Genomic DNA, 24,756 nt, shown 5'->3' on the forward strand with positions numbered 1-24,756 from the left:
ATCGGAAACCGAGGAACCCACATGAAATTCCACCCAGGCAAGAAACCCCCAACCGACACCCTTCCATTGCCCGGCCGTCGACAGGCGCTTCGCAGCGCCGCCGCGGCCATTGCAGCGCCTGCCCTCGTGGCCTGTGGCGGCGGGGGCAGCAGCTTCAGCAGCTTTGCCCAGTCTGCGCCCGCGGCCGTCAACCAGGCGATCAGCGAGTTCATGGCCATGGCGCCCGACACCGCGGGCGCGATGGTGCGTGCGGACGTACCGCTCACGCCCTGGTCTGCGGGGCAGGGCACCGAGCGCAAGCTCTTCGCAGCGAGCGCGGTCAAGACCTTCATCCTCGCCCAGTTCCTGCGCGGGGCCGAGGCCGAGGGCAGCAGCGTCGGCCTGTCCACCCGCTGCGAGGTGAGCGACATGCAGCGCAGTCTCGGAAGCCCGGTGCTGGGCGAACTCACCGGCACATCGAACTATGGCAACGTGCTGGACGCCATGATCGCGCGCAGCGACAACACGGCCACCGACATCGCGATGGCGGCGGCCGGACCGGAACGGGTTCGCGGCCTGATCGCGCAGGCGGGCCTCACGAACACGCAGATCTTCGACTCGACCCGTCGCGTGTTCTCCTACCTGGCGGGCGCCCCGATCGGGGTCGACCTGGGCTGGCCCGGCATGCAGAAGATCCAGAACGGCGAGAGCAGCGGATTTGCCTCGCGGACCGATGTCATCAATCCCACCGAGTCGATGCTGAGTTCTGCCGCCGACCTGGTGAACTGGTATCAGCAGGTGCTGACCGGCAAGTACTTCACCACGGCGGCCAGCCTGCGCGAGTTCAAGCGCGTTTCCTCGCAGGCGACGGCGTTGTGGCAGGTGGTGCCCGCGGACGTGATTTCCTACGGCAAGGGCGGCAGCATCGACTGGGAAGATTTCCATGCGCTGTCCCTGGCAGGGCAGATGCGATTCGACAACGTGCCGGTCACCTTCGCCTTCATGCTGAACTGGCGCGGCGGCGAGACCAGCAACGCACGCACGCCTGCCTTCGGCGCGGCCGCGTCCAAGGTCCTGAACGCGGTGGCCGACGCGCTGCGCACCGCGTGAGAGCGCAATGACCATCGTCGCCGTCACCGCGCTCGCCCCCGATCCGCAGCGGCTGTCCGCCGTGGCCGGCACTCTCGCGCGCTATGGCCTCAAGGCGCTGGGCGGCACATGGGAGACCACGTCGCAGAAGGTGCTCGAAGTCGATTGGCGACCGATGGTGGATGCGTTCGTCGCGCAGCGCGCCGCGCTCTGGCTGGTGCTTGCCGATGCCAAGGCGCTGGAAGACCCGTCGGTGCGCTACGGCCTCAACCTGATCGCCGCGAACCTGCGCAGTGCCCTGGGCGGCGACTTCGGAATCGCCGTCCTGTGGCCCGACGACGCCGGTGCGGGAGGCGCGTCGGATTCCGCGCGTGCCGCGCTGCCCGCGCAGCTGCGCGATGCGCTCGTGCTGGCGCCTGGCGCGGCCTGGCCCGCCAAGCTGGTCGCGCACGTGCATCGGGCAGGGCGCCGGCCCGCGGCGAGCGCCGACCGGATCTCGGTCCACGGCAACGCGCAACTCGGTCAATGGATCGAACTTGCCCCCGGTGCGGGCAGCTGGCAGGGCGTGATGTTCGCCGTCGCAGGCGAGGGCGCCTCGATCGACTTCCACGCCACCGGGCCCAGCGGTGGCCTGCCCGAGACATCGACCATCGCCTACGGGCAAGCGGGCCTGAAGCTCGAGAGCGCCGGGCGCACCTTCACCGGCTGGGCCCTGCGCAACGAGGTCGGCGCCACGCCGGCCGGGCCCATGTCGTACTACGCACGCGTACGCGGACGCCCCGAGGCGGTGCTGTGGATGCCCTACACGGAAGAGGACGATGCCGATGCCACGCTGCTCGCACTCGACTGAGGCCAGCGCCCTCATGGTTCACAGCTTCTCAGGGCAGCAGGGCGGGTCCGATCACGTGCCCGAGCGAATCCAGGCGCAGCGCGGCACCGGGGTCGTAGCCGAGATCGACGGTGTATTCCTCGCCATCGAACCCGTAGGTGACGCGATAGCGTGCGGCCTGCAGGCGCTGCGTGGCGACCGGGTCGCAGAGGGTCTCGGGCGCGAAGGCCGGTGGCGGAACATCGCCTTCTGCAGTGGGTTCGGAGGAGAACATCCGCGACCACAGCGATGCTTCGGGCGGCGCTGCGAACTGCACGCCACAGCGCTCGCGCGTGCCGTTCTGCATCACCTGCGTGCGGTACACCGCGAGCACCGCAGCGATGCTGAACGGGCCGACGGCAGTCGGGGCGGGTACCACGGCTGGCGGCGTGGCAACCGGCTGGGCTTCGGCACCGGGTGGGGGCTTGGGTGCATGGGCGCAACCCCCTGCGATGGCCGCCGTGCAGAACACGGCGGAGGTCCAGGCGAACCGAAGAGAGAAGGGCAGGCAGTGCATGCAAGGGCGAGGCGGAAGCGGTCCGCCATCGTACGGGCTCGGGCCTCGGTGCGCCTTGCGAATCGACACGCGCTTTGTTTCATCGGCAACACGGCCGGAGGGCGTTCGTGAGCCGCCGATGGGCCCCCGCGCTGGCGCTGGGTGCCGTGGCCGTCGCCGTGCTGCAGGGCTGCGCGGCAGCCAATTCCGCGATGGGCGGCAACACGGCCAGGCAGGCGCGCGCCGAGGTCAGCTGGGAGGCAGGAAAAGACGGTGTGCTGATCGAGATCACGTCCGCCACCGATCTCAACCTCCACGAGAACGTGCCGCACACGCTGCTGCTGAGCGTGTTCCAGATGACCGACGCCGCAGCCTTCCAGAAGCTGAAATCCGACCCGCAGCGGATGTCGCACGTGCTCGCAAGCGGCCAGGCCGGCCCAGACTTCCTGCAGCTCAGCCGGTATGTGGTGGCGCCGGGCCGGCGCACGCTGCTCGCGCTCGACCGGGCGCAGCAGGGTCGCTACGTCGGCTTCGTGGCCGGCTACTACCAGCTCGATGCCGAGGGCAACGCCCGGCTCTTCGAAGTGCCGCTCACCGTGAGCAGCAAGGGCTGGCTCTCGAGCACCTACAGCGCCGAGCCGGTGCCGCTGGCGATCCGGCTGAACCTGGGCGCGCAAGGCATCGTCTCGGCGAGCATGCTCAATGCCTACCCGATACCGAAGAAGGAATCGGCGTGGATTCCGCTGGACGGGGGAGGCCGCGAAATCGACCTCGCGCCCCGGTCCGGCGAGGCCCTCGATCCGTCCACCCGCAAACTCTGAGCACCCATTCCATGAACGAGAAGGCCGGCATCTATTGGCAGCAGGGCATGTTCCTGCAGCCGCAGCATTTTCAGCAGTCCGACCTGCACCAGCAGTTCCAGCGCAAGCCGGCGCTGGAGAGCGGTCAGCCGCATTTCTGGGGCGTGGGCGAGCTCGTGCTGGGCGCTGCGGCCATCGCGAACCAGCGCATCGAATTGCAATCGGCCCGGGTTCTCTTTCGCGACCGCACCTATGTGGAGTACCCGGGCAATGCGGTGATCGCGGGCCGGAGCTTCACGACGGAGCAGTTTGAGGGCGACGAGCCGCTGACCGTCTACCTGGGACTGCGCCGCCTGCACGCGACAGAGTCGAACGTCAGCACGGTCGACGAGATCGCCGATGCGGCCCTCGCACCCACCCGGTACGCCACCACCTACGCGAGCGACGAGGTACCCGACCTCTATTCGAGCGCGCCTCCCGCGCAGGTGCGCTCGCTGGTGTTCGTGCTGCGCATCTTCCTGGACGGCGAGATCGAAGCCCTGCAGGACTACGAGCTGGTGCCGATCGCCAGGCTGGTGCGCGACGGCGCCCTGGTGCGGCTGGTCGAGGACCACGTGCCACCCTGCTATGCGATGACGGGCTCGCAGTGGCTGCAGCAGCAGGTCCGCGACATCCGCGACGAGCTCGCGGGCCGGGCCCGGCAGCTTCAGGCCTACAAGGCCCCGGGCGAGACCCGCGGCGCGGGGCTTGACGCAGCGGACGTGGTGCTCTTGCTGGCGCTGCGAACCATGAACCGCTTCAGTCCGCAGTTGCAGCACCTGAGCGAGGTCGAGAACCTGCACCCCTGGGCGGTCTATGGCGTGCTGCGACAACTGGTGGGTGAGTTGAGCTCGTTCTCGCAGCGCTTCAACCTGTTCGGCGAGGCCGAGGATGGCACCGCCGGCGTTCCGGCCTACGACCATCGCCAGATCGGGCGTTGCTTTGCCCGCACGCATGCCCTGATCACCCACATGCTCAACGAGATCACCGTGGGCGCCGAATTCATCGTGCAGCTCCAGCCCGAAGGCGACCATCTCTACAACGGCGAACTGCCCAAGCGCCTCTTCAGCGAGCACAACCGCTTCTACCTGCTCATTCGCAGCAACTCGATTCCCCTCGCGGTCGCGCAGGCGATACCGAGCGATGCCCGGCTTGGGCCAACCGCCGAGATGCCCAGACTGCGCTCGCTGGCGCTGCCGGGCCTGGAGCTGATCCACCTGCCGGTGGCGCCGCAAGGGCTGCCGCGGCGCGCGGATTCGCACTATTTCCGCATCGAGCAGATCAGCCGGCAGTGGGAGTCGATCACGCACGACGGCTTGATCTCGCTGTCGTGGCTCGATGCGCCAAGCGACCTTCGCGCCGAGATCGCCGTCGTCAGAAGGTAGGCCGTGAAACTGGTCGATGCTTTCATTCCGGTGTTGGCCGTGGTGCGCCAGTTCGCTCTGGCCCCGGACGGCGACGCCGCGGCGACGGCCGAGCGGCTGCAGCCGCTGCTGGTGCTGGCGCAGCAGGAAGCGCTCGCCATCGGAACGCCCGAGGACGACCTGCGCAGTGCACTGTTCGCGGTCGCGGCCTGGGTCGACGAAACGCTGTCCACCTGCGACTGGCCGCACGCCGGAAGCTGGCAGCGCCATTTGCTGCAGCGGCAGTTCTTCAACGTGTCGAATGCGGGCGTGGCCTTTTTCGAAAGGCTCGCCAGGCTTGGCGACGCGCAGACCGACGTGCAGGAGGTCTATGTGCTGTGCCTCTCGATGGGCTTTACGGGCCGCTTCGGCCATGGCGACCCTGGCGACGCAGGGCGCGCACTGGCCGACATACGGCTTCGCGCGATGCGTCGCGTGCTCGCCCAGGCGAATGCGCGGGGCCTGGACGCGGCGGAGGTGGCCGCGCTGGTGTTCCCGGGCGTCGAACTGAAGGCGCCGGAGGGCAGGGGAACGACGCGTCGCCGGCGGTTCGCGCTCTCGCGCCTGAGCGTGATGGTGCTCACGGTGCCGGTGCTGGTGCTCTGCGGCTTGTACCTGGTCTTTTTTCTGGTGCTGCGCAATGAGGTGCAGGCCATCTTGCCCCTGATCTGATGAAGTTCCTCCGCAAACTGATCGTCTGGGCCTGCGTGCTGGCGTTGCTCGCGCTGCTCGGCTGGGGCGTGTCGCTCTACCTCGGGTGGCCATGGTGGAGCGCGGTGGCCTTCGTCTGCGGCGCCGTGGGCCTCTACCTGCTCTACCGCTTCTTGCGCCGCCTTCTGGTGGCGGCACGCTCGCGCAGCGCCATCGCGCGGACCGACATGGACCAGCGCCTGCGCACCGAGGCGATGGCGCCGCAGGCGGTGCTCAAGCGGCGCTGGAAGATGGCCGTCGACACGCTGCGGCGCTCAGGCCTGCGGCGCCACGGCAACCCGCTCGACGTGCTGCCCTGGTACATGCTGGTGGGCCGTTCGGGCGCCGGCAAGACCACGGCGCTCACGCGCTCGCGGCTGAGCCTGCCCCTGCAACAGGTCGACCGCAACGCGCCGATCCTGCAGACTGCCAACTGCGACTGGTGGTTCTTCGACGATGCCGTGCTGATCGACTGCGCCGGCCGCTACGTGGAAGCCGAAGGCTCGCGCGAGGACCGCGAGGAATGGAGCGTGGTGCTCGACCAGCTCGCGCGCTACCGTCCGCACGAGGGCATCAACGGCCTGGTGCTCACGATCGACGTGCGGCGTTTGCAGCACCCCGATCGCGATGGCCTGGCCGAGGAGGGCCGGGTGCTGCGTGAGCGCATCGAGCAGCTGATCCGGCTCTTCGACCGGCGCTTCCCCATCTACCTGCTCGTGACGCAGTGCGACCACCTGTACGGTTGGGAGGATTGGTCGGCGCGGCTCGAACCCGGCGCGCTCGACCATGCCATGGGCTATCTGGCGACGAACAGCGAGCAGCACTTCGTCGACCGCGCATTCGCCCGCATCGGGGAGCGGTTGGGCCTGCTGCGCCTGCAGCTGGCGGCGCGCGCGGCCGGCGCCACGCCGGCGCTGCTGATGTTCCCCAGCGAACTCGCGCAAGTGAAGGCCGGCTTGCGCCTGTTCCTGGACGCCTGCTTCAGCGACCATCCCTACCTGGAAAGTCCCTTCCTGCGCGGCCTGTTCTTCAGCAGCGGCGCGCAGCAAGGCGGCGCCGTCTCGACCCTGCTGCCAGAGCTGCTGGCGCCGGTGCCCGCGCATCGCACGACCCATACGGGCCTGTTCCTGCACGACTTCTTTGGCCGCGTCCTGCCGCGCGACCGCAACGCCGGCCTTCCAGCCGCGCTGGTCAACCACTGGCGGCGGGCCACGCGCCACCTCGGGCTGCTCGCGTGGGTGACCCTGTGCCTTGCGGCCGTCTTGCTGATGGCGGCGGCCTTCCAGCACAACCGCACGACAGTTGGGTTGGTGCGCGAGACCTACCCGCTGGATGCGCGCTTCGTCGGCAAGCTCGACGAGGATGCGCGAACGCTCGAGCGCATCAGCGACGCACTGGCCGTGGTCGACAGGCGCAACGACCGCTGGGTCGGCCAATGGATGGTGGCGACCAGCGAGGTGGGCGAGCTCGAGCAGCAGCTCCAGCGCAGTTTTGTTTCCAACTTTCGCCGCTACATCGAGAGGGGGAACTACGAGGCCTTTCAGGATGTGGGCCCGAACAGCGGGATATCGACCCAGCAGTTGCGCGCGGGCCGCGCGTACAATCTGGTGCGCCGCATCCATCACATCCAGCGGCGCCTCGCGGGTGATTCGCGCAGCGATCTCGACGGGTTGCCGGGTCTGCTGCCGGTCGATCCGGCCCGCCGCGTCGACGCGCAGATGGTCCACCGGCTGGAGCGACTTGGGCTCTCCTACATTGCCTGGCATCCGGATGAGGACGGGTTCCTCGATGCCCGGCTCGCGTCTTCGCAGATGCAACTGGAGCAGGAGGCCTATGCCGGGGCTTTGCCACTGGCCTGGCTGCTGGACCTGCCGGCGGATGCCTTGCTGGGCGACGACGTGACGCTGGCCCTGTTTTGGCGGCCCGTGGCGGGCGCCGCGGACGGCATGAGCGCCAAGGCTGCCGCAGCCGAGCTGGCCGCCCCGCGCGTGCCGGTGGCCTTCACGCTTGAGGGCCAGCGCGCCATCGACCGGTTCCTCGACGATATGGCAAGCGCGGTCCGGGATCGACCCCGGTTCGCGCGTGAAAGGTTGCGCTTCGAGCACTGGTACCGGCTGCAGCGTGCCAACGCTTGGCACCATTTCGCGATCGGCTTTCCAGCCGGCGAACAGCTCCTCGCAAGCGAAGCCGCTTGGCGAACCATGCTGGCGCGCGTGGCCCACCGGCAGGATCCCTACACGATGCTGATCGAGCGGCTGCGGCAGGAATTCGCGTCGCTCCGCGACGAGGAATTGCCGCCCTGGCTCCTGCTGTCACGCACGCTGGGGCGGCTCCAGGTCGAGACCCGGACCGGCGCGATGCTGGCGGACAGTGCCACCGTGTCGCTGATGAGTTCGCTCGACGCGGTCGGCGGCCGGGCGCTGAAGGCGAGCACGTCCAGCCTGTCGCTCGGGCGCGAGACAGTGCGGCGGGACCTCTCCCTGCGCAAGCAGTTGAAGATGTACGACGCCAGCCTGGATGCGGTCATGCGTGAGGCGCTCGACGGCGAAGGCAAGTCCATGGCGCTGGCGGGTGAGTTCCATGCTTTCGGCAGAGACCCGGCCGTTTCCTCCTCCCGCCTGCATGCCGTGACCGATGCCATGCGCGAGCTCCGCAAGGACTCGGGCTTCGACGGCGGCGAAAGCGCGGTCGTTTGGAAGCTCGCCAGCGGTCCCTCGCACCTGCTGTTGCGCTATGTAGACCAGCAGGCCTCGTGCGTCCTGCAGAAGGATTGGGAGACCAGTGTCATGTGGCCGCTGCAGAGCGCCACCTCGATGACCCAGATCATGGACCAGCTGTTCGGCACCCGGGGCACCGTATGGGCATTCGTCGACGGGCCTGCAAAGCCGTTCCTGCGGCGCGACGCGACGCGCTTCGGCATGGTCGAGACGCTGGGCTACAGCTTGCCCGTGACGCCCGACTTCCTGCCGCTGCTCAACGGCGCCGTGAACAAGCGCGTCGAGCAGCTTGTCGGCCAGCAACAGCTCGAACTTGCACAACGCAAACGCCAGGCCGACATCGAAAAGCAGCAGCTCGAAGCCAGCCAGGCGGTGCAGGCGATCGATTCACGCCTGGCCGAAACCCGCCGGCAGACCGAGACCCTGCGCGCCGTGCCACTGCCGTTGACCCTCACCGCGCAGCCCACCGGCGTAAATCCGGGGGCCACGGTCAAGCCCTACCTGACGACGCTCACGCTGCGTTGCGCCGCGCGTGCCAACGTGATCAACAACTACAACTTCCCGGTGACCGAGCAGCTCGAATGGAGCGCTGCGACGTGCGGGGAGGCCACGCTGGAGATCCGGCTCGGCGAGCTCACGCTGAGCCGGCGTTTTGCGGGTGCCACCGGAGTGGCCGACTTCGTGGGGGAGTTCCGCGACGGCACACGCGACTATGGCGTGCTCGACTTCCCCCAGAGTCGCGCACGGCTCGAGGCCATGAAGGTCAGCAGAATCACCGTGCGGTACGACATGCAGGGGCAGGACGCACTCCTGAAGACGCAGGCCCAGCTCACGAAGCTCGCCCGCGATCTGGTGGAGATGGCGGCCGAGAAGCAGCGCCTCGCCGCGCAGCAGCTTGGACAGGCGCAGGCACTGGTGGACATTCGCACGCCGGGCGCCTCTGGCGAGCCGCTCATGCAGGTTTCGGTGCCGCCGCGCGTGGGCGCGTGCTGGAGCCTGGACAGCCGCCGCAAGTCGCCCCAGACCCTGCAGGCGATGTTCGACGCGCTGATCGCCCCCGGCGGCGCGCCGTGACGCGAAGATCCGTGATGGAACCCTTCGGAACTCCGAGCGCGCCTGCCATGCCTGCTGTTTGGCCATCCAGCGCGATGACAGGAGCCTCGCGCGCTGGCCTCCGGGCAGACTCGACGGCCTCGGACAAGTCGATGGCGGCAGCCTCTTCCGCGTTCGGCGGCGGACGGCGCTTTGTCTCGGCCGCCGGCCGAAGCGCTGCCACGCATCGCAGCGAAGTCACGACGGACATTTTCAGATCGATGCACCTGGAGCTCGCATCGGACGATGCGGTGCGCGGCCATGGCGTGCTTTGCGAAGACTCCAACGGAACTGTCGCGCATTGCGAAGTGCCTGCATCGGAGATGCGCTCGACCCTGGGATGCATCGGCGCGCCTCGAGAGGCCGACATCTGCCTGTGGCTCATCGAGCGCGGCACGCTCACGGTCGAGCAGAGCAACGGCATACAAACCCGCTTCGGGCCCGGCAGCGCATTGCTGTGTGACGTGGCGCAGCCGTTGCGTGGGCGCTGGGACCACGCGCGCGTCAGCATCGTGCGCCCCGCCAGGCCGCGGCTGGTGCAGCTGATCGGCCAGGCGCCGGCGGCAAGGGCGCGCTCGATCGAGGCCATCGGCCATCTTGCGCTCGCGCCTTTCCTGGCATCTCAGCTGGGTACCTTTGGCCACCATGGCGTCGCGCTGGGATCTGATGAGCGGCAGGCGGTCCTGGCAGGCATCTTCCAGACTGCTGAGACGTTGCTCGGTTCGGTGTATCTGGCCGGGTCCGCGCCCGCCGTGGATCGACTGCAGATGGTCCACCGGTTCCTCCAGAGCAACCTGCATCGGCATGACCTGAGCGTCGTCGACATCGCACGGGACACCGGGCTGTCGCGTGCACAGCTCTACCGCCTGTTCTCTTCGCAGGACATGAGCGTGCACGCGACCCTGCGCGAAAAGCGCCTGCTCAAGAGCCTGGGTTATCTGCAGCAGCCCAAAGGCGGCCAGCTGAGCATCGGCGCCATCGCCTACGCTTGCGGCTTTTCCGACCAGGCGGTGTTCAGCAAGCTCTTTCGCCAGCGCTTCGGCATGTCCGCGCGCGAGGCGCGTCGGCGCATGCCAATAGAACATGCGGTGGATGCACGTTTCGCTACCGTGACGATTGATTCCGGACCATCCGGAGATCCGTCAGCTTGAAACCTGAACACGGACGGTTTCCAGTTCGAAGTGCAACACACTCGATCCCGAAGGAGAGAGCTTCCATGAACAGAAGCTACGAACAGTTGAGTGACGGAGAGCGCGGGATGATCATGGGGAAGAAGCTGCAAGGCCACCGTGCCAGATCGATCGCCCGGACCTTGCAGCGCGCTCCCAGCGCCATCACACGAGAGTCGGGACGCAGCGGTTTCGAAGCCGATGCAGAGCTCGACACGATCGGGCGCCCGCGCATCGCGGGTGGCAACGACGTGGTGAGGGCCGGCGCTCGCTCGCGCCGCGTACGACGCCGGGCACGGCGCCTGTGCAAGCTCCACTTCGAGGGCGCGCTGTGGCGCAAGGTTCGAGCATTGATGGCGCAATGCTGGTCGCCCGAGCAGATCGCCGGCACACAAGGAGTTGGTGGCGCTGCTGCGCCAAGGTAGCGACTCGTCTTGGCCTTGCCTTGGAAGCGATCGCCTTTGCGCCAGTACCTGCCGGCAACCCATTGACGCAAGACATGCCGCCGCCCTCTGCGTAGCGCTCGCCAGTCGGGGCGCGCTTGTGCTTCACTTGCCTCACGAAAGTGTCTGTCAGCGGCATCGCCGTTCCCCCTTGCTGTCGGTACGTGGTTCAAGCCAAGTGCAGGTACCTCCAGAAGTACCGACGGACGCGAAGATTTCGATGCCATGCATCGCCACATGGCGAGAGGCAAAGAAATGCCCCCCTGTGAGAAGTGCAAGTTGTGAAGCGGCGAGAAGCCGTATGAAATGAGGGACTGGCCCGCCCGGAGGTTCAGGATGCTCGACCGGTCAGTTCCTCGGCAAGGACGGCATCGGCCGCGCTTCTCGCCGGCTCCATGCGCACAAGATCCTGAGGCCGGATCGTTGTGCCTACGTCAAGCGGCAGCAGCAAGGGCAATGTCGCTGCGAGGCGCATCACGGGCCTGTGCGACGGGCAGTACGGCGGCACATCCGCCTTCGGGCCACCTCTTGATCGACGCATAGCTCGCGCGTGCCGTTGTCCAGGGCTCGGGCTTCGCCACCGTCCTCACCCGGTCCTCTCGCTGCTCGGCTGCGGCTTCCGGGCGGTCCCTGGACATCGCCCCTTTCACTCGCTCTTCATGCGTCGAGGCGGCTCCGAAAGCAGATCTTCAACCACCGCGGCACACCCCGCAGAAAGGCCCAGTCATGCGCGCAGTACGCAATCCCGTTCGCCAATCTCGGTCAGATGCCTTGGCAGCCACGGGCGTTCCCCCCGTACCCCCCGAGGGCTCACCAAAAGCAGCGCTCGGGAGCAATCGGGCATCGAAGTATGGATCCATCGGTCGCAAGGACCCGCGCCAGATCCTCACGGACCGGATCATTGCCATGCTCGAGAAGGGCGGCCATGTTTTTCGCGAACGTTGGCTGCGGGCAGCCGGCCGCGGAATGCCCCGCAACGGCAAGACAGGCAAGGCCTATCGCGGCGCGAATGTGCTGGTTCTCTGGGACGAGGCGATCGAGCAAGGCTACAGCTCCAACGTCTGGCTGACCTACAAGCAGGCGGCCTCGCTGGGAGCCCAGGTCAGGCGCGGAGAACGTGCTGTGATGTGCGTGCATTTCGAGCGCGCGCTCTCAGATCGCGGCCAGCGCGTGGACGAGGATCGCGATCCGCCGGCCGATGAGCGGGTGCAGCATGCGCCGTTCGAGGGCCGGCTCCTGTGTCGGCCGTTCTGGCTGTTCAACGTGGCTCAAATAGCTGGGCTCCCGAGCGAGGTGGCTGCACTCGGTCCACCGCCCGAGACATTCGCTGGCGGACCGGTGGAAGCTGCGGTGCGGCTCCTTGGCGGCTGCAATCCCACCATCCGCCATGGTTTTGAGCGCGCGATGTACCTGCCGGACCTCGACGAGATCCGGCTGCCGCTGCCTGAGCGCTTCACGAGTGGCGAAGCGTATTGCGCGACGTCGCTGCATGAATTGGTCCACTGGACTGGTCACCCGAGCCGCCTGAGTCGGTGCTTCGGCCAGCGCTTCGGCGACAGTGCGTATGCGTTTGAGGAATTGGTTGCGGAACTCGGCGCCGCCTTCGTGCTGGGGCACTGCGGCCTGGTCGAAGCGACGATCGAAGGCCATGCGGCCTATCTAGAGAGCTGGCTGCGCGTTCTGCGCGGCGATCGCAGCGCCATCTTCACCGCTGCGCGCCATGCGGGCGACGCGTTCGAATTCATCCTCGCCCGCTCGATGGCCCAGCCAGGAGACCTGGCCGCTCCGTAAGCTTCGCGAACTCCGTTGCCTAGGGCGTATGGCGGCGCAAGTGTGTCGCCGATGCCTGCGTTCCGGCTCCGGCTACTGGATGCGATGTTCGCATCTCGACTGTTCGGCACGCCGAACGTGGCGGCCTTGTGTTGCTATGAGGGCAGGATAGACTGATGTCAGCCATCGTATACGTCCAATAGATTTCCTGATGCGTTGCGCCCCACGCCCCGCTGTCGTCTCAACCCGAGTCCCCCGCGAGACCAAGGCGGCCCTTGCCTTGCTCGCCTCGAGACAAGGGCTTACGGAATCCGCGCTGCTTGCACTTTCCATCGATAGGCTGCTCGGTGCCAGCCTCGCTGGAGACACACACAACGTACTGACGGAGATGCCGGATCCCAGGAGAGCAAGTGACCGGGTCACGCTCAGGTTGCGGCCTGGCGACCGGGCGTTGGCAGAAGCCCGTGCCGCAAGTCGGCACATGAAGACATCTCGCTATCTCTCGATGCTGATCCGAGCGCACGTGCGCACCGCGCAGGTCATGCCTCCTGCGGAAATCGATGCTCTCAAAGCACTTGCTGGGCGCTTAGGCGCGATTGACCGAAATCTGAAAATGTTGCGCCTGTCTCGACACGATCCAGTATCTGCGTCCTGCACACCGGACGGTCTGATGGAACTCGCGCGTGCCGTTCAATCGGTCCGTGAAGCGGTTGCTTCGGTGGTGCGGGCGAATCTCAAGAGCTGGGAAGCCGGTCATGGGTAGGCATCTGGTGGTGCTGCCCCGCACGCCAGGCTTGGAGCTGGACCTCGTGAGCCACGGCCGACGCGGGCCCGTCGCCACTTGCCGGTCAAGCGGCGGAGCGGTCGAGTTGGCGAGGGGAGCCAATCCCGATGGACCCGAAGTGGTGGTGAAAATATCCGGCGGCGCAAGAGACATCGAAGGAGCGTTGGCGCACCTGAGCTACATCGGCCGCAACGGGAAGCTCGACATCGAAACGGACGATGGCGAGCTGGTGCATGGACGTTCCGCAATCAGTCGTCTGGTCGACGGATGGCAGCTTGACTTGTGCTCTAGCGGGTACCGGCCGAAGCCGCCGAAAGGCCGAAAGGACACGCGTGCGAAGCTGCTGCACCATATCGTGCTGTCGATGCCGGATGGGACGCCGCCGCGCAAGGTGATTGCCGCTGCGCGCGCTTTTGCCCGTCAGAACTTCTCGTCGAAGTACCGATATGCGATGGTGCTTCACACGGACCAGGCCCATCCTCATGTCCACCTGAGCGTCAAATCCGAGCCGGAGTACGAACCAGGCGGACGATTGTGTGTTCGCAGGGATACGCTGCGACGATGGCGAGAGCAGTTTGCGGCATTGATGCTGGCGCAAGGCGTGGCGGCAACTGCCACGCCTTGGCAGGCCCGCAATCAGCGCGAGGTTGTCCACGACGGCGCGGAGGACCATGCTCCGCGCTCGCTGCGCCTGCTATGCATTGGTGCGGGCGCAGCAGACGGCAACACGCAACGCTGTGCGACTAGCGATACCCGACGGACCGAGCCCGGTGCACCAAGGGACCGCACACACGATTCCACTTACCCTCCCCAAAACCGCAGCCGGTGACACGTGGTGTTTTTCGCATGCGCGCGGACGATCAGGGGCTACGTTCGAGCGGCGCAGCAGGAAGCGCCAGGCGGAATGTCGACCCACTGGCGCCTGTCTCGTGCAGTACCACATCGCCCCCATGGCGCATCGCGATCTCGCGCGACAGGTGCAGCCCCAGGCCGGTGCCCGCCACCGCGCCCACGGTTTCGGCTCGGAAGTATTTCTCGAAGATCCGGTCCGCGTCGGCCGGTGCAACACCGGGCCCGCGGTCGATCACGTCGACCTGCACGGTGTCGCCCGTCTGCCGCAGCACGACGCGAACCGGGTGCTCCGGCGGCGAGTACTTCAGCGCGTTCTGCATCAGGTTCTGCAGCGCGATCTCGAGCAGCGCGCGGTCGCCGCGCACCTGGGTCAGGGGGGCGTGCACCTCGAGCAGCAGGCGCGAAGCGCCGGGGAAGTCGAAGCCCTCGCACAGGCCGCGCGCAAGCGCTGCCAGGTCGAGGGCTTCGACGCGAAGCGTCCGGTTCTCGGGCTGAAGGCGGTCGGCCAGCAGGATGTTCTCGATCAGCATCGTCAGGCGCTGCACGGCGCGCCGGATTCGCTCGGTGCGCTGCTTCACCACGGGCTCCGCGCCGAGCTTCGAGATGTCGAGCGACTGCGCCGCGCCGTCGATCACCGTCAACGGCGTGCGGAACTCGTGCGACACCATCGAGACGAACTCGCGCTGCTGCGCGATCGCTTGCCGCTCGACGTCGAGCGACGCGCGCAGCCGGGCTTCGAGGCGGGCGCGGGCCGCGACTTCCTCGTGCAGCGCGGTGTTGGCCTGCTGCAGTTCGGCGGTGCGCCGCGCCACCGTGCCTTCGAGTGCCTGTTCGGCTTCGAGCCGCACCGCGAGCACGCGCTCGCGCTCGGCGCGGTAGTCGCGCTCGGCGCGCCGCGTGCGGTCGGCCACGGCCACGTTCAGCAAAATGAGGTGGACCATGGTCCCGAGCCAGTAGATGCGGTCGGGCGGCGCGCCCGGCACCCAGTCGCCGAACCAGAGCTTCAACAGCCCGTAGAGCCCCAGCACCGTTCCCACCGCAAAGGCCGAGGCCGGCAGCAGGTATCCGAACTGGCGTCGCACGAAGATCAGGTAGCAGACGAAAACGGCGCCGAACAGCGTGGACGCGGTGCTGCCCGCGCTGACCCAGGTCGCGATGGCGGCGTGATGGCCGGCCAGGGCCAACATGAACGCGACGAAGTTGAACACGACCACTGCATTGAAAAAATGCGCAGCGGGCGGCCAATGGCGCCGGAACTGGAAGATGCGCGACATGAACGCGGTACCCACCATGTTGAAGAAGCAGTTGACCGCCAGCAGCGTTTGCGCGACGCGCTCTGGGCGATGGTCGAGAAACCACTCCGCTGCGAACCCCTGGCGGTTGACCGACAGTGCTGCGATGCAGAGGACGTAGAGCGCGTAGTGGACGTAGAGCCCGTCGCGCAGCCAGGCCCCGAAGATCAGGTTCATGCAGACGGCGAGCATGACCGCGCCGAGCAGCACGCCCATGATGGCGTAGTCGGCCGTGCGGTCGCGCTCGAAGCCGACGGGCTGCCACAGGTCCAGCTCGGCCCGCAAGGACGGCCCGTTGTTGCGCAGCCGAAGGAAATAAGTGGCCGGCTCCGTCGACAGGTCGACCGGGAACACGAAGTTGTGGTCGGGGATCTCGCGCGCCGCGAAAGGGCGGGCGTCGCCGAGCGGCGTCTCGACGAATCCGCCGCGCCCGTCGGGCGCATACAAGGTGGCTTCGTGGATGCGTGGCGGGCGCACCCGCAGCAGCCATCGTGCAGGCGCATCGGCCGTGCGCGCCAGCGAGAATCGCAGCCACACCGCGTCGCGGCTGAAGCCTTCCTGCACCGGCCCTTCGAGCGGCGCGAATCCGTGCTGCTGCGCGCCGCCGGCCACCTCGGCAATGCGCCACCGGCCCGAGGGGTCGCGCTGGATCTCGAGGCCGCTGGAGAGCTCGAGGCCACGGTCGATGCCATCGGAAGCCGACAGCACCAGCGCGCCGGCTGGCGTCGCAAAGCACCACAGCAGCAGCAGGCAGAGAAGAACGAGCAGGCGGCCCGGGACTGCCCGGATGGTTTCGACGTGGAGGCGCATTGGGGCGCGACTTTATACTTTCCGTGTCATGCCATCCTCAAGCCCGCGTACCGGTCTTCGCGTCCATGTGATCGAGGACGACGAAGACATCCGTGCAGAAACCGTCTTCGCGCTCGGAGAGCTCGGCTTCGACGCGGAAGGCTTCGGCGATGCCTCGTCGTTCTACAAGGCATTCGCGGTTCAGCCCTGCGACATCGCGGTGGTGGACATCGGGCTGCCAGGCGAGAACGGCCTCGCGATCGTGTCCCACCTGCGCGCGGTGCGGCAGCGGCTCGGGCTGGTGCTGGTCACCGCGCGGGGCAGGCTCGAAGACCGGCTGCTGGGCTTGCGCGAAGGTGCCGATGCCTACCTGGTGAAGCCGGTGAACATGATGGAACTGGCCGAGACGCTGCACGCTGTCGGACGGCGCCTCATGGCCGCGCCGCTGGAGAACGCAGCGCCTGCGCCGCCCGAGCCCGCCGCCTGGCGGCTGCTCGAAGGCGACTGGATTCTCGGCGATCCCGAAGGCCGGCAGATGGCGCTGACGACGAGCGAACGCGCCTTTCTCGGCTGCCTTTTCGGGCAGCGTGGCACGGCAGTGACCCGCGACGACCTGATCCGCGCGCTCGGTGGCGACGTGTTCGATTTCGACGAACACCGCATCGACGCGATCGCCAGCCGGCTGCGGCGCAAGGCCGCGAAGCTCGGCATGCGGCTGCCGTTGCATTCGGTGCGCGGCACCGGCTACGTGCTCGCGAACTGACGCTGCCCGGGCAGCGGCACGGACGGGCCTGGCGCGTGGTCAGGAACCGTCAGAAAAGGTCAGGCAGGGCGCATGAAAAAAAACACCGGGACTTGCACCATGCGGCACGCAACGCGCCGCATCTTCATGTCCTACTGGCTTCAATCTCCCGCCGAGCGTGCGCACATCATGGTCATCGACGACAACGTCGAGGAACTCCAGGTGCTGCTTGCATCGCTGCGCCACGCCGGCCACCGAATCAGCCTGGCCTTCGACGCGCTCGAGAGCTACCGCCGCGCCGGCGCGCTGCAGCCGACCTGATCCTGCTCGACGTGCACCTGGGCGCCGCCAGCGGCTTCGAGGTGTGCCGGCTGCTGAAGGCGGACCACGCCACGGCGCACATTCCGGTGATCTTTCTCACCGCCGGGGCCACGCTCGAAGAGCGGCTGACCGGCCTGCGCGAGGGCGGCGTCGACTACATCCTCAAGCCCTTCGAACCCGAAGAGGTGCTGGTTCGCGTCGCGGTCCATCTCACACTCGCACGTCGCAGCGCGCAAGTGCCGCACGGTGTCGTCGGTGCGCCGGGCAGGCCGTCGGAATCCGGAGACCAACCAGCTCACGACGTGGACCGCGTGATCGCCGCGGCCGCGCAGCGGCTCATCGAGAGCGATCTTGCGAAAGTGCCTCCAATGCCGACACTCGCCGCACGCGTGGGCACGCACGAGAAGCGGCTGGCGCGGGCGTTCCGGGTCCACACGGGCCGGACCCTGCCCGGATTCGTGCGGGAGGCCCGGCTGTTGCGCGCGCAGCGACTGCTCGTCGAGACGCCGCTCGCCATCGAGGAAGTGGCGCATGCGGTCGGGTTCTCGGGTGCCGCGAATTTCACGACGGCATTCCGGGAGCGCTTCGGTAGCACGCCGGCGGCGTATCGGCGGCTGCATCGCAGTTGCGCCTGCGGCGCCTGACGCGCAGCATCCACCACGCAGCGTTCGCCTCAGCCTTTCCGCTCGGCCTGCTTGCGCTGGCGCTCCAGCGCCTTGCGCACCGAAGACTCGATCGCGCGCAACTGCAGGGCAATGTCCTGCAGTTGCTGCGCCACGCTCACGAAATCCGTGCGCTGCGGCAACTCCGCGGCCGCAAGGAATGCCAGCCTGAGCCGCGCATCCGGCGTCGCAACGCCCATCAGGGCATCGACACTGACCGCCGCGCTTTCGGCAGCGGCACGCACCGCGGCCACGGCCTCGTCGAGCTGCACGTCGCGGCGGGCCATGGCGTGCGCCAGCGAGCCGTGCCGCGCAGTGGCAGCGGCGACTGGCTCCTGGTCGAGCAGAGGTGCGATCTCCTTCATGGCGCCGATTGTGTCGGAGAACCGTGCTGTGGCCATCTGGAGTGCGCGGGCGATTTACCATGCGTCCATGTGTGTGTCGAAAATAGCGTCGGAACATCGTCCCGGGCGGTGCGCGTCTTGAGGCGGCTCGATGGGGCCATCGCAAAGCTGCTCTGGCGCTTGCTCGCACTGGTGCTGCTGGCCCTCGGCCTGATCGGCGTGTTCCTTCCGGTGCTGCCGACGGTGCCTTTCCTGCTCGCCGCCGCCTGGGCGGCCGGCCATGGCTGGCCGGCGCTGGAACGCTGGCTGCTCGCGCATCCGCGCTACGGCGAATACATCGTGCGCTGGCGGCAGTCGGGGGCAGTGCCGCGCCGCGCGAAATGGGCTGCCACCGGCATGATGAGCCTGAGTGCGGCCGTGCTGCTGGCCACGAGCGCGCCGCTGGCGGTGAAGGTCGGGGCGCCGCTGGTCATGGCGGCGGTGGCGTTCTGGCTGTGGCGACGGCCCGAGGCCTGATCACACCACGTCGGCCGGGCCCTGCAGAACGCGCTGGTACTTGCCCATCGCCTCTGGTTCCACACCGAGCCAGCGCGCCACCTCGTCGATCCGCGCCCCGCGGCGCAATTGCCGCAGCGCAAAGGTGTGGCGCAGCAGGAACGAGCCGCCGCCGACCGCTTCGATCCCGGCCTCTTCGAGCACCTGCCTGGCGGCGACGTACTGCGCCTCTTTGCTCCAGGGTTTGCCGGTGCGCGTGGCCGGAAACAGGAAGTCGCCCGCGATCCCGGTTTCGGCACGCACTTGCAGCCAGTGCTGGAGCAGTTCGCCGGCCCAGGGCGCGACCGGCGCCTCGCGCGCCGGCGAGTTGCCGTTGCCGGGCACCGCGAGCTTCCAGGGCCGGTCGCGGCGGCCCGCGATCTGCGAGCTCGGCGCATCGAGCCGCAGCACGCGCACGTCGCCAGGCGCGAGCCCTGCGCCGAGCTGCAGGGCCACGGCCACGCGGTTGCGCAGTGCCTGCCAGCTCAGCGCGCTTTGCGCATGCCGCGTGCCCGTGCTGCCGGGCCGCGGGCGGGCGCTCGAAAGCCAGGTGATGAGCTGCTTCGCCTCGGCGAGCGAGAGGAACTCGGGCAGCGGATCGGCGCGCGCCGAATCGGCGTAGCGCACGGTCGGCTGCTCCGCGAGCCAATCGGCGGCGGCGGTGTTCGCCCGCTGGCCGGTCGCCTCGGCATGGTGCCGGAGCACGCGGTCGATCAGGCGCAGCAGCCGAAGCGCATAGCGCGGCGAGAGCGACAGGTCGGCGCTCTTCATGCCGAAGCGCGCCTGCTGGAACGCCGCCAGGTCGCCGCGGTCGAGCGAGGCCAGCGTCACCGCCGGCGACTGGCCGAGGCACCAGACAGTGAAGCTGCCCCACATGTCGCGGTAGACCGCGACCGACGAAGGAAGCCGCAGCGCGCCGTTGGCCTGCTGGGCCGCAAGCCAGCCATCGAAGGCGGCCTGGTGCGAATCGCCGGCGGGCTCGGGGAACAGTGGAAGGGACGACATAAAAAATACGCTAACGGCGACCGAAAGAGGACGTGTAGTTTTTTGCGGCTGCAGGTCGGAGTTTGCTGTGCACTGGGGGTGATCGGCAGGGCTTCGAAAAAAGCGAGTGTTGGATGTAGCGCGTTTGCCGTTAGTGTATTTCGTCCGGTGGCGCGCTGCGCTCAAAGGACGGCATCCACTTGCCCGCGCCGCAGCGGAAATGGCGGGATCCGCGACATTGATCTGGCGCAAGCCGCTGCTGCGCACTTCGCCCGACCATCCAGCCATCCAACCCCCACAAAGGACATCCATGAAGATCCTTCTCGCCGTGGACGGCAGCAGCTACACCGCCCGCATGCTCGACCATCTCAGCACGCACGAAGAATGGTCGCGTGCCGGCCATTCATTCACCGTCTTCACGGTCGTGCTGCCGGTTCCGCACCGCGCCGCCGCCTTCGCGGGTTCCGAGCTGGTGCACGGCTACTACGAAGAGGAAGCCAGCGCCGTCCTGAGCCCGGTGCTGGCAACGCTCGCCAGCTACGACATCGAGGCCGTCTCTGCGTACAAGGTGGGGCACCCGGCGGACGAAATCGCCGCCTTTGCCGACGACGGCAAGTTCGATCTGCTGATCATGGGCTCGCGCGGCCATGGCGCCGTGGCCAACCTCGTGCTCGGCTCGGTGACCATGAAGGTGCTGGCGCGCTGCACGGTGCCCGTGCTTCTGGTGCGCTGAGCCCTGCGCTACGCCGATTGGCTCAGCCCGCCGGCTGCAGCCGCGGCGCCGCCTGCGGCGTCGTGCGCGGAAAGGTGAGCGCGATCGCAACCGCACCGAGACCAACGGCCATCGAGCCGATGTACATCCACGTGTAGCTGCCGTAGCGGTCGAACAGCCAGCCGCCGAGCACCGGCCCGAGCGCCATGCCCAGGCTCGAGAGCATCGTCGCCGCGCCGAGCACGGTGCCGAGGATGCGCGGGCCGAAGTAGTCGCGCGCCAGCACCGCATAGAGCGGCATCACGCCGCCATAGGCGAGCCCGAAGACGATCGCCACCGCATAGAAGCCGCCGAGCTGGCTGACCATCAGGTAGCTCGCGGCAGCGAAGGCCTGGATCAAGAGCCCTGCGACGAGCACTCGCTTGGCGCCGAGCCTGTCGGCCAGCACGCCGAAGATGAGGCGTCCGCCGAGGCCGGCCGCGCCTTCCATGCTGTAGATCGTCACGGCCGCGAAGGTCGGCAGGCCGCAGCCGATGGCATAGCTCACGGTGTGGAAGATCGGGCCCGAGTGCGCCGCGCAGCAGGCGAAGAAGGTGATGCCGAGCACGAGGAAGGCACGCGAGCGCAGCGCCTGGCCGACCGGCATGGCCGGCGCCGGGGCGACGGCACCCGCGCCGGCCGCGCTGCCGGTGCCCGGCGCCGCGCGAATGAACCAGACCGCGGGCAGCAGCAGCACCCAGGCGCCGATGCCGATGATCAGCTGGGCCATGCGCCAGTCGTAGCGGGTCACGAGCCAGGCGGCCAGCGGCGCGATGGTCATCGGTGCCACGCCCATGCCGGCCGACACGAGCGAGACCGCGAGGCTGCGGTGGCGTTCGAACCACGACGCGGTGGTCGAGATCACCGGCGCGAAGAAGCTGCCGGCCGCAATGCCCATGAGCACGCCGAACATCAGCTGGAACTCGAGCAGCGAACTCGCGCGGCTCGCAAGCACGGTCGCCAGGCCGAGCAGCAGCGTGCCCGCGAGCACCACCACGCGCGGACCGTAGCGGTCGCTCAGCGCGCCCCAGCCGAAGCCGGCCACGCCCATGCTCAGGAAGGCGAAGGTCATGGCGGTCGAAATGCCCCCGCGCGACCAACCGGTGGCCGCGCTCATCGGCTCGAGGAACACCGCGAGCGAGAACACCACGCCGATGGCGACGCATGTCATCAGCGCGCCTGCGGCAACGATGGACCAGTTGGTGTCGATCGCGGCGACGGCGCGCCGGCTTGCGGGATCGTTCATGGGTCTTGTTCCAAAAAAGTTGAAAGTGAACCAGTAGGTTTACTTTAAATGGATTCCGTCCCGAATGCATCCGGGGCAGGGCGCCGCCGCCGCCGCCGCCGGCGCGGCCTCGTAGCGGTCGTGGTGCCGCAGCCATTCCATCTTGTGCGGCACGTCGCGTTCGCCGCGGCCCCGGGGCACGAGGTCCATCATCTGGTAGGCGCCCATCATCACTTCCACGCCACGCCCGTAGGTCGAATAGGTGTGGAACACCTCGCCCGCGTCGTTGCGGTAGAACACGCTGAGGCCCGGCGCCTCGTCCGACGGGAAGGGCCGCACCGCATAGTTGTAGTAGACCTCGCCCTTGGCCACGTCCACGGGCGCGAAGCTCACGTGGAAGTCGTGGTTGAAGTCGCTTCCGTGCGAAGACACCCAGCTGAACTGCCAGCCCATGCGCTGGCGGAAGTGCTCGATCTCCGCCAGCGGTGCACGCGAGATCGCCACGAAACGGATGTCGCGCTGCGCCAGGTGCACGTTCATACCGTCGGTGTGGTCGGCCATGAACGAGCAGCTCGGGCAACCCTGCGCCCAGCCCGGGCCGAACATGAAGTGCTGCACCAGCAGTTGGCGCCGGCCGTCGAACAGGTCGGCAAGGCGGCGCGGCCCCTCCGGCGTGTCGAAGACATAGGCCTTGTCGACGCGCCGCCAGGGCAGGGCGCGGCGCTCGCTTGCGACCTGGTCGCGCAGGTGCGTGAGCTCGCGCTCGCGCGCCATGAGCTTCTTGCGCGCGGCGAGCCACTGTTCGGTGGAAACGACCGGATGGTTCGTGATGTCCGCTTCGGAAACGGCTTCAAAGACGGCTTCGGTGTCCATGGTCTGTGCTCCTTCGCCTCAGGCGCGCACGGCCTTGGGCCGGCGCACCGCGCGGACCTTGCCGCTCGCGCCGCCGCCGCAGTAGAAGAGATCGGCGCCGTCCGATTCGAGCCCGCTGACGCCGGTGCCCTGCGGCATCTCGAGCCGCGCGAGCACCGCGCCGCTCTGCGGATCGATGCGACGCAGGTCGCTTTCGTCGCCTTCCCAGGTGCCGTGCCACAGCTCGCCGTCGACCCAGGTCACGCCGGTCACGAAGCGCGTGCATTCGATGGTCCGCTTCACCGCGCCGGTGGCGGGGTCGATCTGGTGGATCTTGCGGTCGCGGTACTGGCCGACCCAGAGGCTGCCTTCGGCCCAGGTGAGCCCCGAATCGCTGCCGGCGCCAGGCGAGGGGATCGAGGCCAGCACCCGGCCCGTGGCGGGATCGATCTTGTCGATGCGCGCTTCGGCGATCTGGTAGAGGTGCGTGCCGTCGAACGCGGTACCGGCGTCGGCGGCGCGGTCGAAGGCGCGCGCCGATTCACCGCTGGCGGGGTCGAAGGCGACGAGTTTCGCGCCGATCGCGGCCCAGACATGCCGCCCGTCGTGCGTCACGCCGCCCACGGAGGTCGCGGGTTCGAAGGGGCCGTACTCGCGCACGATCTCGGCGGGCTGCGTGGTGGGTTCGGCGCCGCGGTGGCTGCTGCCGCTCGTCGCCGTCTTGGTGGTCTTGCTGCTCATTGCTGACTCCTTTGATGTGCGCGCCGGTTCGACGCCCTGGAGCCACTCTATTCAATCGGCAGCGCAGCGGGGAGTAACAAGATCGTCGTGAATCCCGCGAGCGACGGCGCGAGCCAGCGGCGCGAGCGCGTCTGGCCGATGGAGCGCACACGGCCTTCGGCCTCGAGTTCGGCGAGCGCGCGCTGCACCGTGCGCTGGCTCGCGCCGAGCGCGAGCGCGAGCGCCGAGGTCGACCACGCCGCCCCGTCGGACAGCAGGGCCACCAGCGCACCCTGGTCGCCATCGATGGGCGGCGCGAGCACAGCCACCGCACGCTCGCCATGCGGATGGAGCACGAAGCCGCGCGCGGTGGCCTCGATGGCCGCGAGCGGCGCCACGAGCGCACGCAAGCGCCCGATCTCGACGCGCAGCCGCGCGCGGTGCGTCTCGTCGGGGAGGCGCATGCGAAAGGCATGCGCGATCAGCGCTTCGCGGTCGATGTCGGCAGGCCAGGCCTCGGCCAGCGCCCGCGTGAGCGCGAACAGCACCGGACGGCGCGCCAGCGACCGCCATCGCCCGCCGGCACCGACGCCGCGGCGGCAGGCATCGACCACCAGCGCGTCCGATGCCAGCAGCGCCGCGACCTCGTCGAGGCGCAACGCCTGCTCGCCGCCCGCAGCGAGACGCCGCGCGGCAGGCCGCTCAAGCACGGCCTGCGCCTCGGCCACTTCGGCGCGCAACGCAGGCACGCCCGCACGGTCGGCCGCCTCGCGGGCCCGCGCAAGCGCCGCCCGCGCTGCCTCCACGCGCAGCGAGCGTAGCGCGAGCTCGGCCTCTGCGAGCGCTGCCACCGCCGCGAGCGACGGCGAAAGCCCCTTCGCATCCACGAACCGCGCGAGCGCCTCCGCGGCTTGGTTGAGCCGGCCCAGCAGCAAGAGCCGACGCGCCGCGATGAGCCGCGCCTGCAGCGCATTGGCCGCATCGCCGTGCGCTTCGAGCGTGGCCGCCGCCTGCGCGAGCCCCCGTGGTGAATCGCCAATGTCGCGTGTGGCCAGCGCCACTTCGGCCTCGGCCACCACGCAGCGGGCGCGCGCGAGTTCCTCATGGGCGCCGAAGCCGCGCGCCGCCAGCCGCAGCAGTTCGCGCGCCCGCGACAGCTCGCCGAGCTGCGCCATCGCGATGCCGCGCAGCGCAAGCGCCGGCGGATCGTCGCGCAGCGCCACGCGCTTGAGCGCGCCGAGCGCATCACCAGCGGCCAGCGCGCGCGCCGAGGCGGCGATCAGTGAATCCATGCCGCCGGGTCCGTCGTCGTAGTCGGGTGTTCGATGTTGTCCATGCGCCTCTTGCTC

At 68.5% G+C, this 24,756-nt stretch carries 24 protein-coding genes; 16 read left to right on the forward strand and 8 right to left on the reverse strand.

The genetic code is table 11. From position 1 onward, the window contains the following. Positions 1-21: 21 nt before the first annotated feature. Positions 22-1,089 carry a serine hydrolase gene (locus AC3A6J_RS21175; RefSeq protein ID WP_487861959.1) on the forward strand — a complete coding sequence of 356 codons (1,068 nt, stop codon included), beginning with the start codon at positions 22-24 and terminating at the stop codon, positions 1,087-1,089. Between the two features lie 7 nt (positions 1,090-1,096). Further along, positions 1,097-1,918 (forward strand): hypothetical protein, encoded by an 822-nt coding sequence (locus AC3A6J_RS21180; protein WP_487861960.1) that lies wholly within the window; start codon positions 1,097-1,099, stop codon positions 1,916-1,918. Between the two features lie 28 nt (positions 1,919-1,946). On the opposite strand, the gene AC3A6J_RS21185 is transcribed toward AC3A6J_RS21180, so the two are convergent. Next, positions 1,947-2,408 carry a hypothetical protein gene (locus AC3A6J_RS21185; RefSeq protein ID WP_487861961.1) on the reverse strand — a complete coding sequence of 154 codons (462 nt, stop codon included), beginning with the start codon at positions 2,406-2,408 and terminating at the stop codon, positions 1,947-1,949. A gap of 152 nt (positions 2,409-2,560) precedes the next feature. Here AC3A6J_RS21185 and tssJ point away from each other — a divergent pair, with 152 nt between their 5' ends. The 9 genes from tssJ (at position 2,561) to AC3A6J_RS21230 (ending at position 14,168) form a co-directional block, all read left to right on the forward strand. Next, a complete protein-coding gene (gene tssJ, locus AC3A6J_RS21190; RefSeq protein ID WP_487861962.1) occupies positions 2,561-3,253 on the forward strand; it encodes a type VI secretion system lipoprotein TssJ in 693 nt (230 codons plus the stop codon). Positions 3,254-3,264: 11 nt separating this feature from the next. After that, entirely contained in the window at positions 3,265-4,656 is a 1,392-nt protein-coding gene (gene tssK / locus AC3A6J_RS21195; protein WP_487861963.1) for a type VI secretion system baseplate subunit TssK, read from the forward strand. A 3-nt stretch (positions 4,657-4,659) separates the two neighbouring features. Further along, the gene (locus AC3A6J_RS21200; protein ID WP_487861964.1) at positions 4,660-5,346 is read left to right on the forward strand and encodes a DotU family type IV/VI secretion system protein; all 687 of its coding nucleotides are present in this window, start codon (positions 4,660-4,662) and stop codon (positions 5,344-5,346) included. Beyond that, positions 5,346-9,155, forward strand: a complete 3,810-nt coding sequence (locus tag AC3A6J_RS21205; RefSeq protein ID WP_487861965.1) for a type VI secretion protein IcmF/TssM N-terminal domain-containing protein — start codon at positions 5,346-5,348, stop codon at positions 9,153-9,155. The genes AC3A6J_RS21200 and AC3A6J_RS21205 overlap by 1 nt, the downstream gene beginning before the upstream one ends. A 131-nt stretch (positions 9,156-9,286) precedes the next feature. After that, positions 9,287-10,324 carry a helix-turn-helix transcriptional regulator gene (locus AC3A6J_RS21210; protein ID WP_487861966.1) on the forward strand — a complete coding sequence of 346 codons (1,038 nt, stop codon included), beginning with the start codon at positions 9,287-9,289 and terminating at the stop codon, positions 10,322-10,324. A gap of 65 nt (positions 10,325-10,389) precedes the next feature. Beyond that, on the forward strand, positions 10,390-10,767 hold the full coding sequence (locus AC3A6J_RS21215; RefSeq protein ID WP_487861967.1) for a hypothetical protein: 378 nt from the start codon (positions 10,390-10,392) through the stop codon (positions 10,765-10,767). 924 nt (positions 10,768-11,691) lie between these two features. Then, positions 11,692-12,576: an ArdC family protein gene (locus AC3A6J_RS21220; RefSeq protein ID WP_487861968.1), complete on the forward strand. Its 885-nt coding sequence runs from the start codon at positions 11,692-11,694 to the stop codon at positions 12,574-12,576. Positions 12,577-13,036: 460 nt separating this feature from the next. Then, entirely contained in the window at positions 13,037-13,318 is a 282-nt protein-coding gene (locus tag AC3A6J_RS21225) for a hypothetical protein (RefSeq protein ID WP_487861969.1), read from the forward strand. Between the two features lie 145 nt (positions 13,319-13,463). Next, positions 13,464-14,168: a relaxase/mobilization nuclease domain-containing protein gene (locus AC3A6J_RS21230; RefSeq protein WP_487861970.1), complete on the forward strand. Its 705-nt coding sequence runs from the start codon at positions 13,464-13,466 to the stop codon at positions 14,166-14,168. A 31-nt stretch (positions 14,169-14,199) separates the two neighbouring features. Here AC3A6J_RS21230 and AC3A6J_RS21235 read toward each other — a convergent pair whose 3' ends face one another. Beyond that, the gene (locus AC3A6J_RS21235; protein ID WP_487861971.1) at positions 14,200-16,293 is read right to left on the reverse strand and encodes a sensor histidine kinase; all 2,094 of its coding nucleotides are present in this window, start codon (positions 16,291-16,293) and stop codon (positions 14,200-14,202) included. A 28-nt stretch (positions 16,294-16,321) separates the two neighbouring features. On the opposite strand from AC3A6J_RS21235, the gene AC3A6J_RS21240 reads away from it, so the two are divergent. The 3 genes from AC3A6J_RS21240 (at position 16,322) to AC3A6J_RS21250 (ending at position 17,979) form a co-directional block, all read left to right on the forward strand. Next, complete coding sequence (locus AC3A6J_RS21240) at positions 16,322-17,035, forward strand: response regulator transcription factor (RefSeq protein WP_487861972.1); 714 nt, start codon at positions 16,322-16,324, stop codon at positions 17,033-17,035. 126 nt (positions 17,036-17,161) lie between these two features. Further along, positions 17,162-17,335 carry a response regulator gene (locus tag AC3A6J_RS21245; RefSeq protein WP_487861973.1) on the forward strand — a complete coding sequence of 58 codons (174 nt, stop codon included), beginning with the start codon at positions 17,162-17,164 and terminating at the stop codon, positions 17,333-17,335. 11 nt (positions 17,336-17,346) lie between these two features. Beyond that, the gene (locus AC3A6J_RS21250; RefSeq protein ID WP_487861974.1) at positions 17,347-17,979 is read left to right on the forward strand and encodes a helix-turn-helix domain-containing protein; all 633 of its coding nucleotides are present in this window, start codon (positions 17,347-17,349) and stop codon (positions 17,977-17,979) included. A 29-nt stretch (positions 17,980-18,008) separates the two neighbouring features. On the opposite strand, the gene AC3A6J_RS21255 is transcribed toward AC3A6J_RS21250, so the two are convergent. After that, a complete protein-coding gene (locus AC3A6J_RS21255; protein ID WP_487861975.1) occupies positions 18,009-18,362 on the reverse strand; it encodes a hypothetical protein in 354 nt (117 codons plus the stop codon). A 117-nt stretch (positions 18,363-18,479) separates the two neighbouring features. On the opposite strand from AC3A6J_RS21255, the gene AC3A6J_RS21260 reads away from it, so the two are divergent. Beyond that, positions 18,480-18,857, forward strand: coding sequence for a YbaN family protein (locus tag AC3A6J_RS21260; RefSeq protein WP_487861976.1), 378 nt, complete (start codon positions 18,480-18,482; stop codon positions 18,855-18,857). On the opposite strand, the gene AC3A6J_RS21265 is transcribed toward AC3A6J_RS21260, so the two are convergent. Further along, positions 18,858-19,880, reverse strand: coding sequence for a tyrosine-type recombinase/integrase (locus AC3A6J_RS21265; protein WP_487861977.1), 1,023 nt, complete (start codon positions 19,878-19,880; stop codon positions 18,858-18,860). Positions 19,881-20,169: 289 nt separating this feature from the next. Between AC3A6J_RS21265 and AC3A6J_RS21270 the strand changes: the two genes are divergently transcribed. Continuing rightward, on the forward strand, positions 20,170-20,592 hold the full coding sequence (locus AC3A6J_RS21270; RefSeq protein WP_487861978.1) for a universal stress protein: 423 nt from the start codon (positions 20,170-20,172) through the stop codon (positions 20,590-20,592). A gap of 22 nt (positions 20,593-20,614) precedes the next feature. Here the strand turns inward: AC3A6J_RS21270 and AC3A6J_RS21275 are convergent, their stop codons facing one another. From AC3A6J_RS21275 to AC3A6J_RS21290, 4 genes are read right to left on the reverse strand one after another with little or no spacing between them, the layout of a single operon-like run. Further along, complete coding sequence (locus AC3A6J_RS21275; RefSeq protein ID WP_487861979.1) at positions 20,615-21,856, reverse strand: MFS transporter; 1,242 nt, start codon at positions 21,854-21,856, stop codon at positions 20,615-20,617. Between the two features lie 39 nt (positions 21,857-21,895). Continuing rightward, the gene (locus tag AC3A6J_RS21280; RefSeq protein ID WP_487861980.1) at positions 21,896-22,708 is read right to left on the reverse strand and encodes a DUF899 domain-containing protein; all 813 of its coding nucleotides are present in this window, start codon (positions 22,706-22,708) and stop codon (positions 21,896-21,898) included. 18 nt (positions 22,709-22,726) lie between these two features. Continuing rightward, entirely contained in the window at positions 22,727-23,428 is a 702-nt protein-coding gene (locus tag AC3A6J_RS21285) for an NHL repeat-containing protein (RefSeq protein WP_487861981.1), read from the reverse strand. A gap of 47 nt (positions 23,429-23,475) precedes the next feature. Next, positions 23,476-24,699, reverse strand: coding sequence for a helix-turn-helix domain-containing protein (locus AC3A6J_RS21290; protein WP_487861982.1), 1,224 nt, complete (start codon positions 24,697-24,699; stop codon positions 23,476-23,478). Positions 24,700-24,756: the final 57 nt, after the last annotated feature.

The sequence above is a fragment of the Variovorax sp. Soil_C_39 genome (assembly GCF_057656815.1).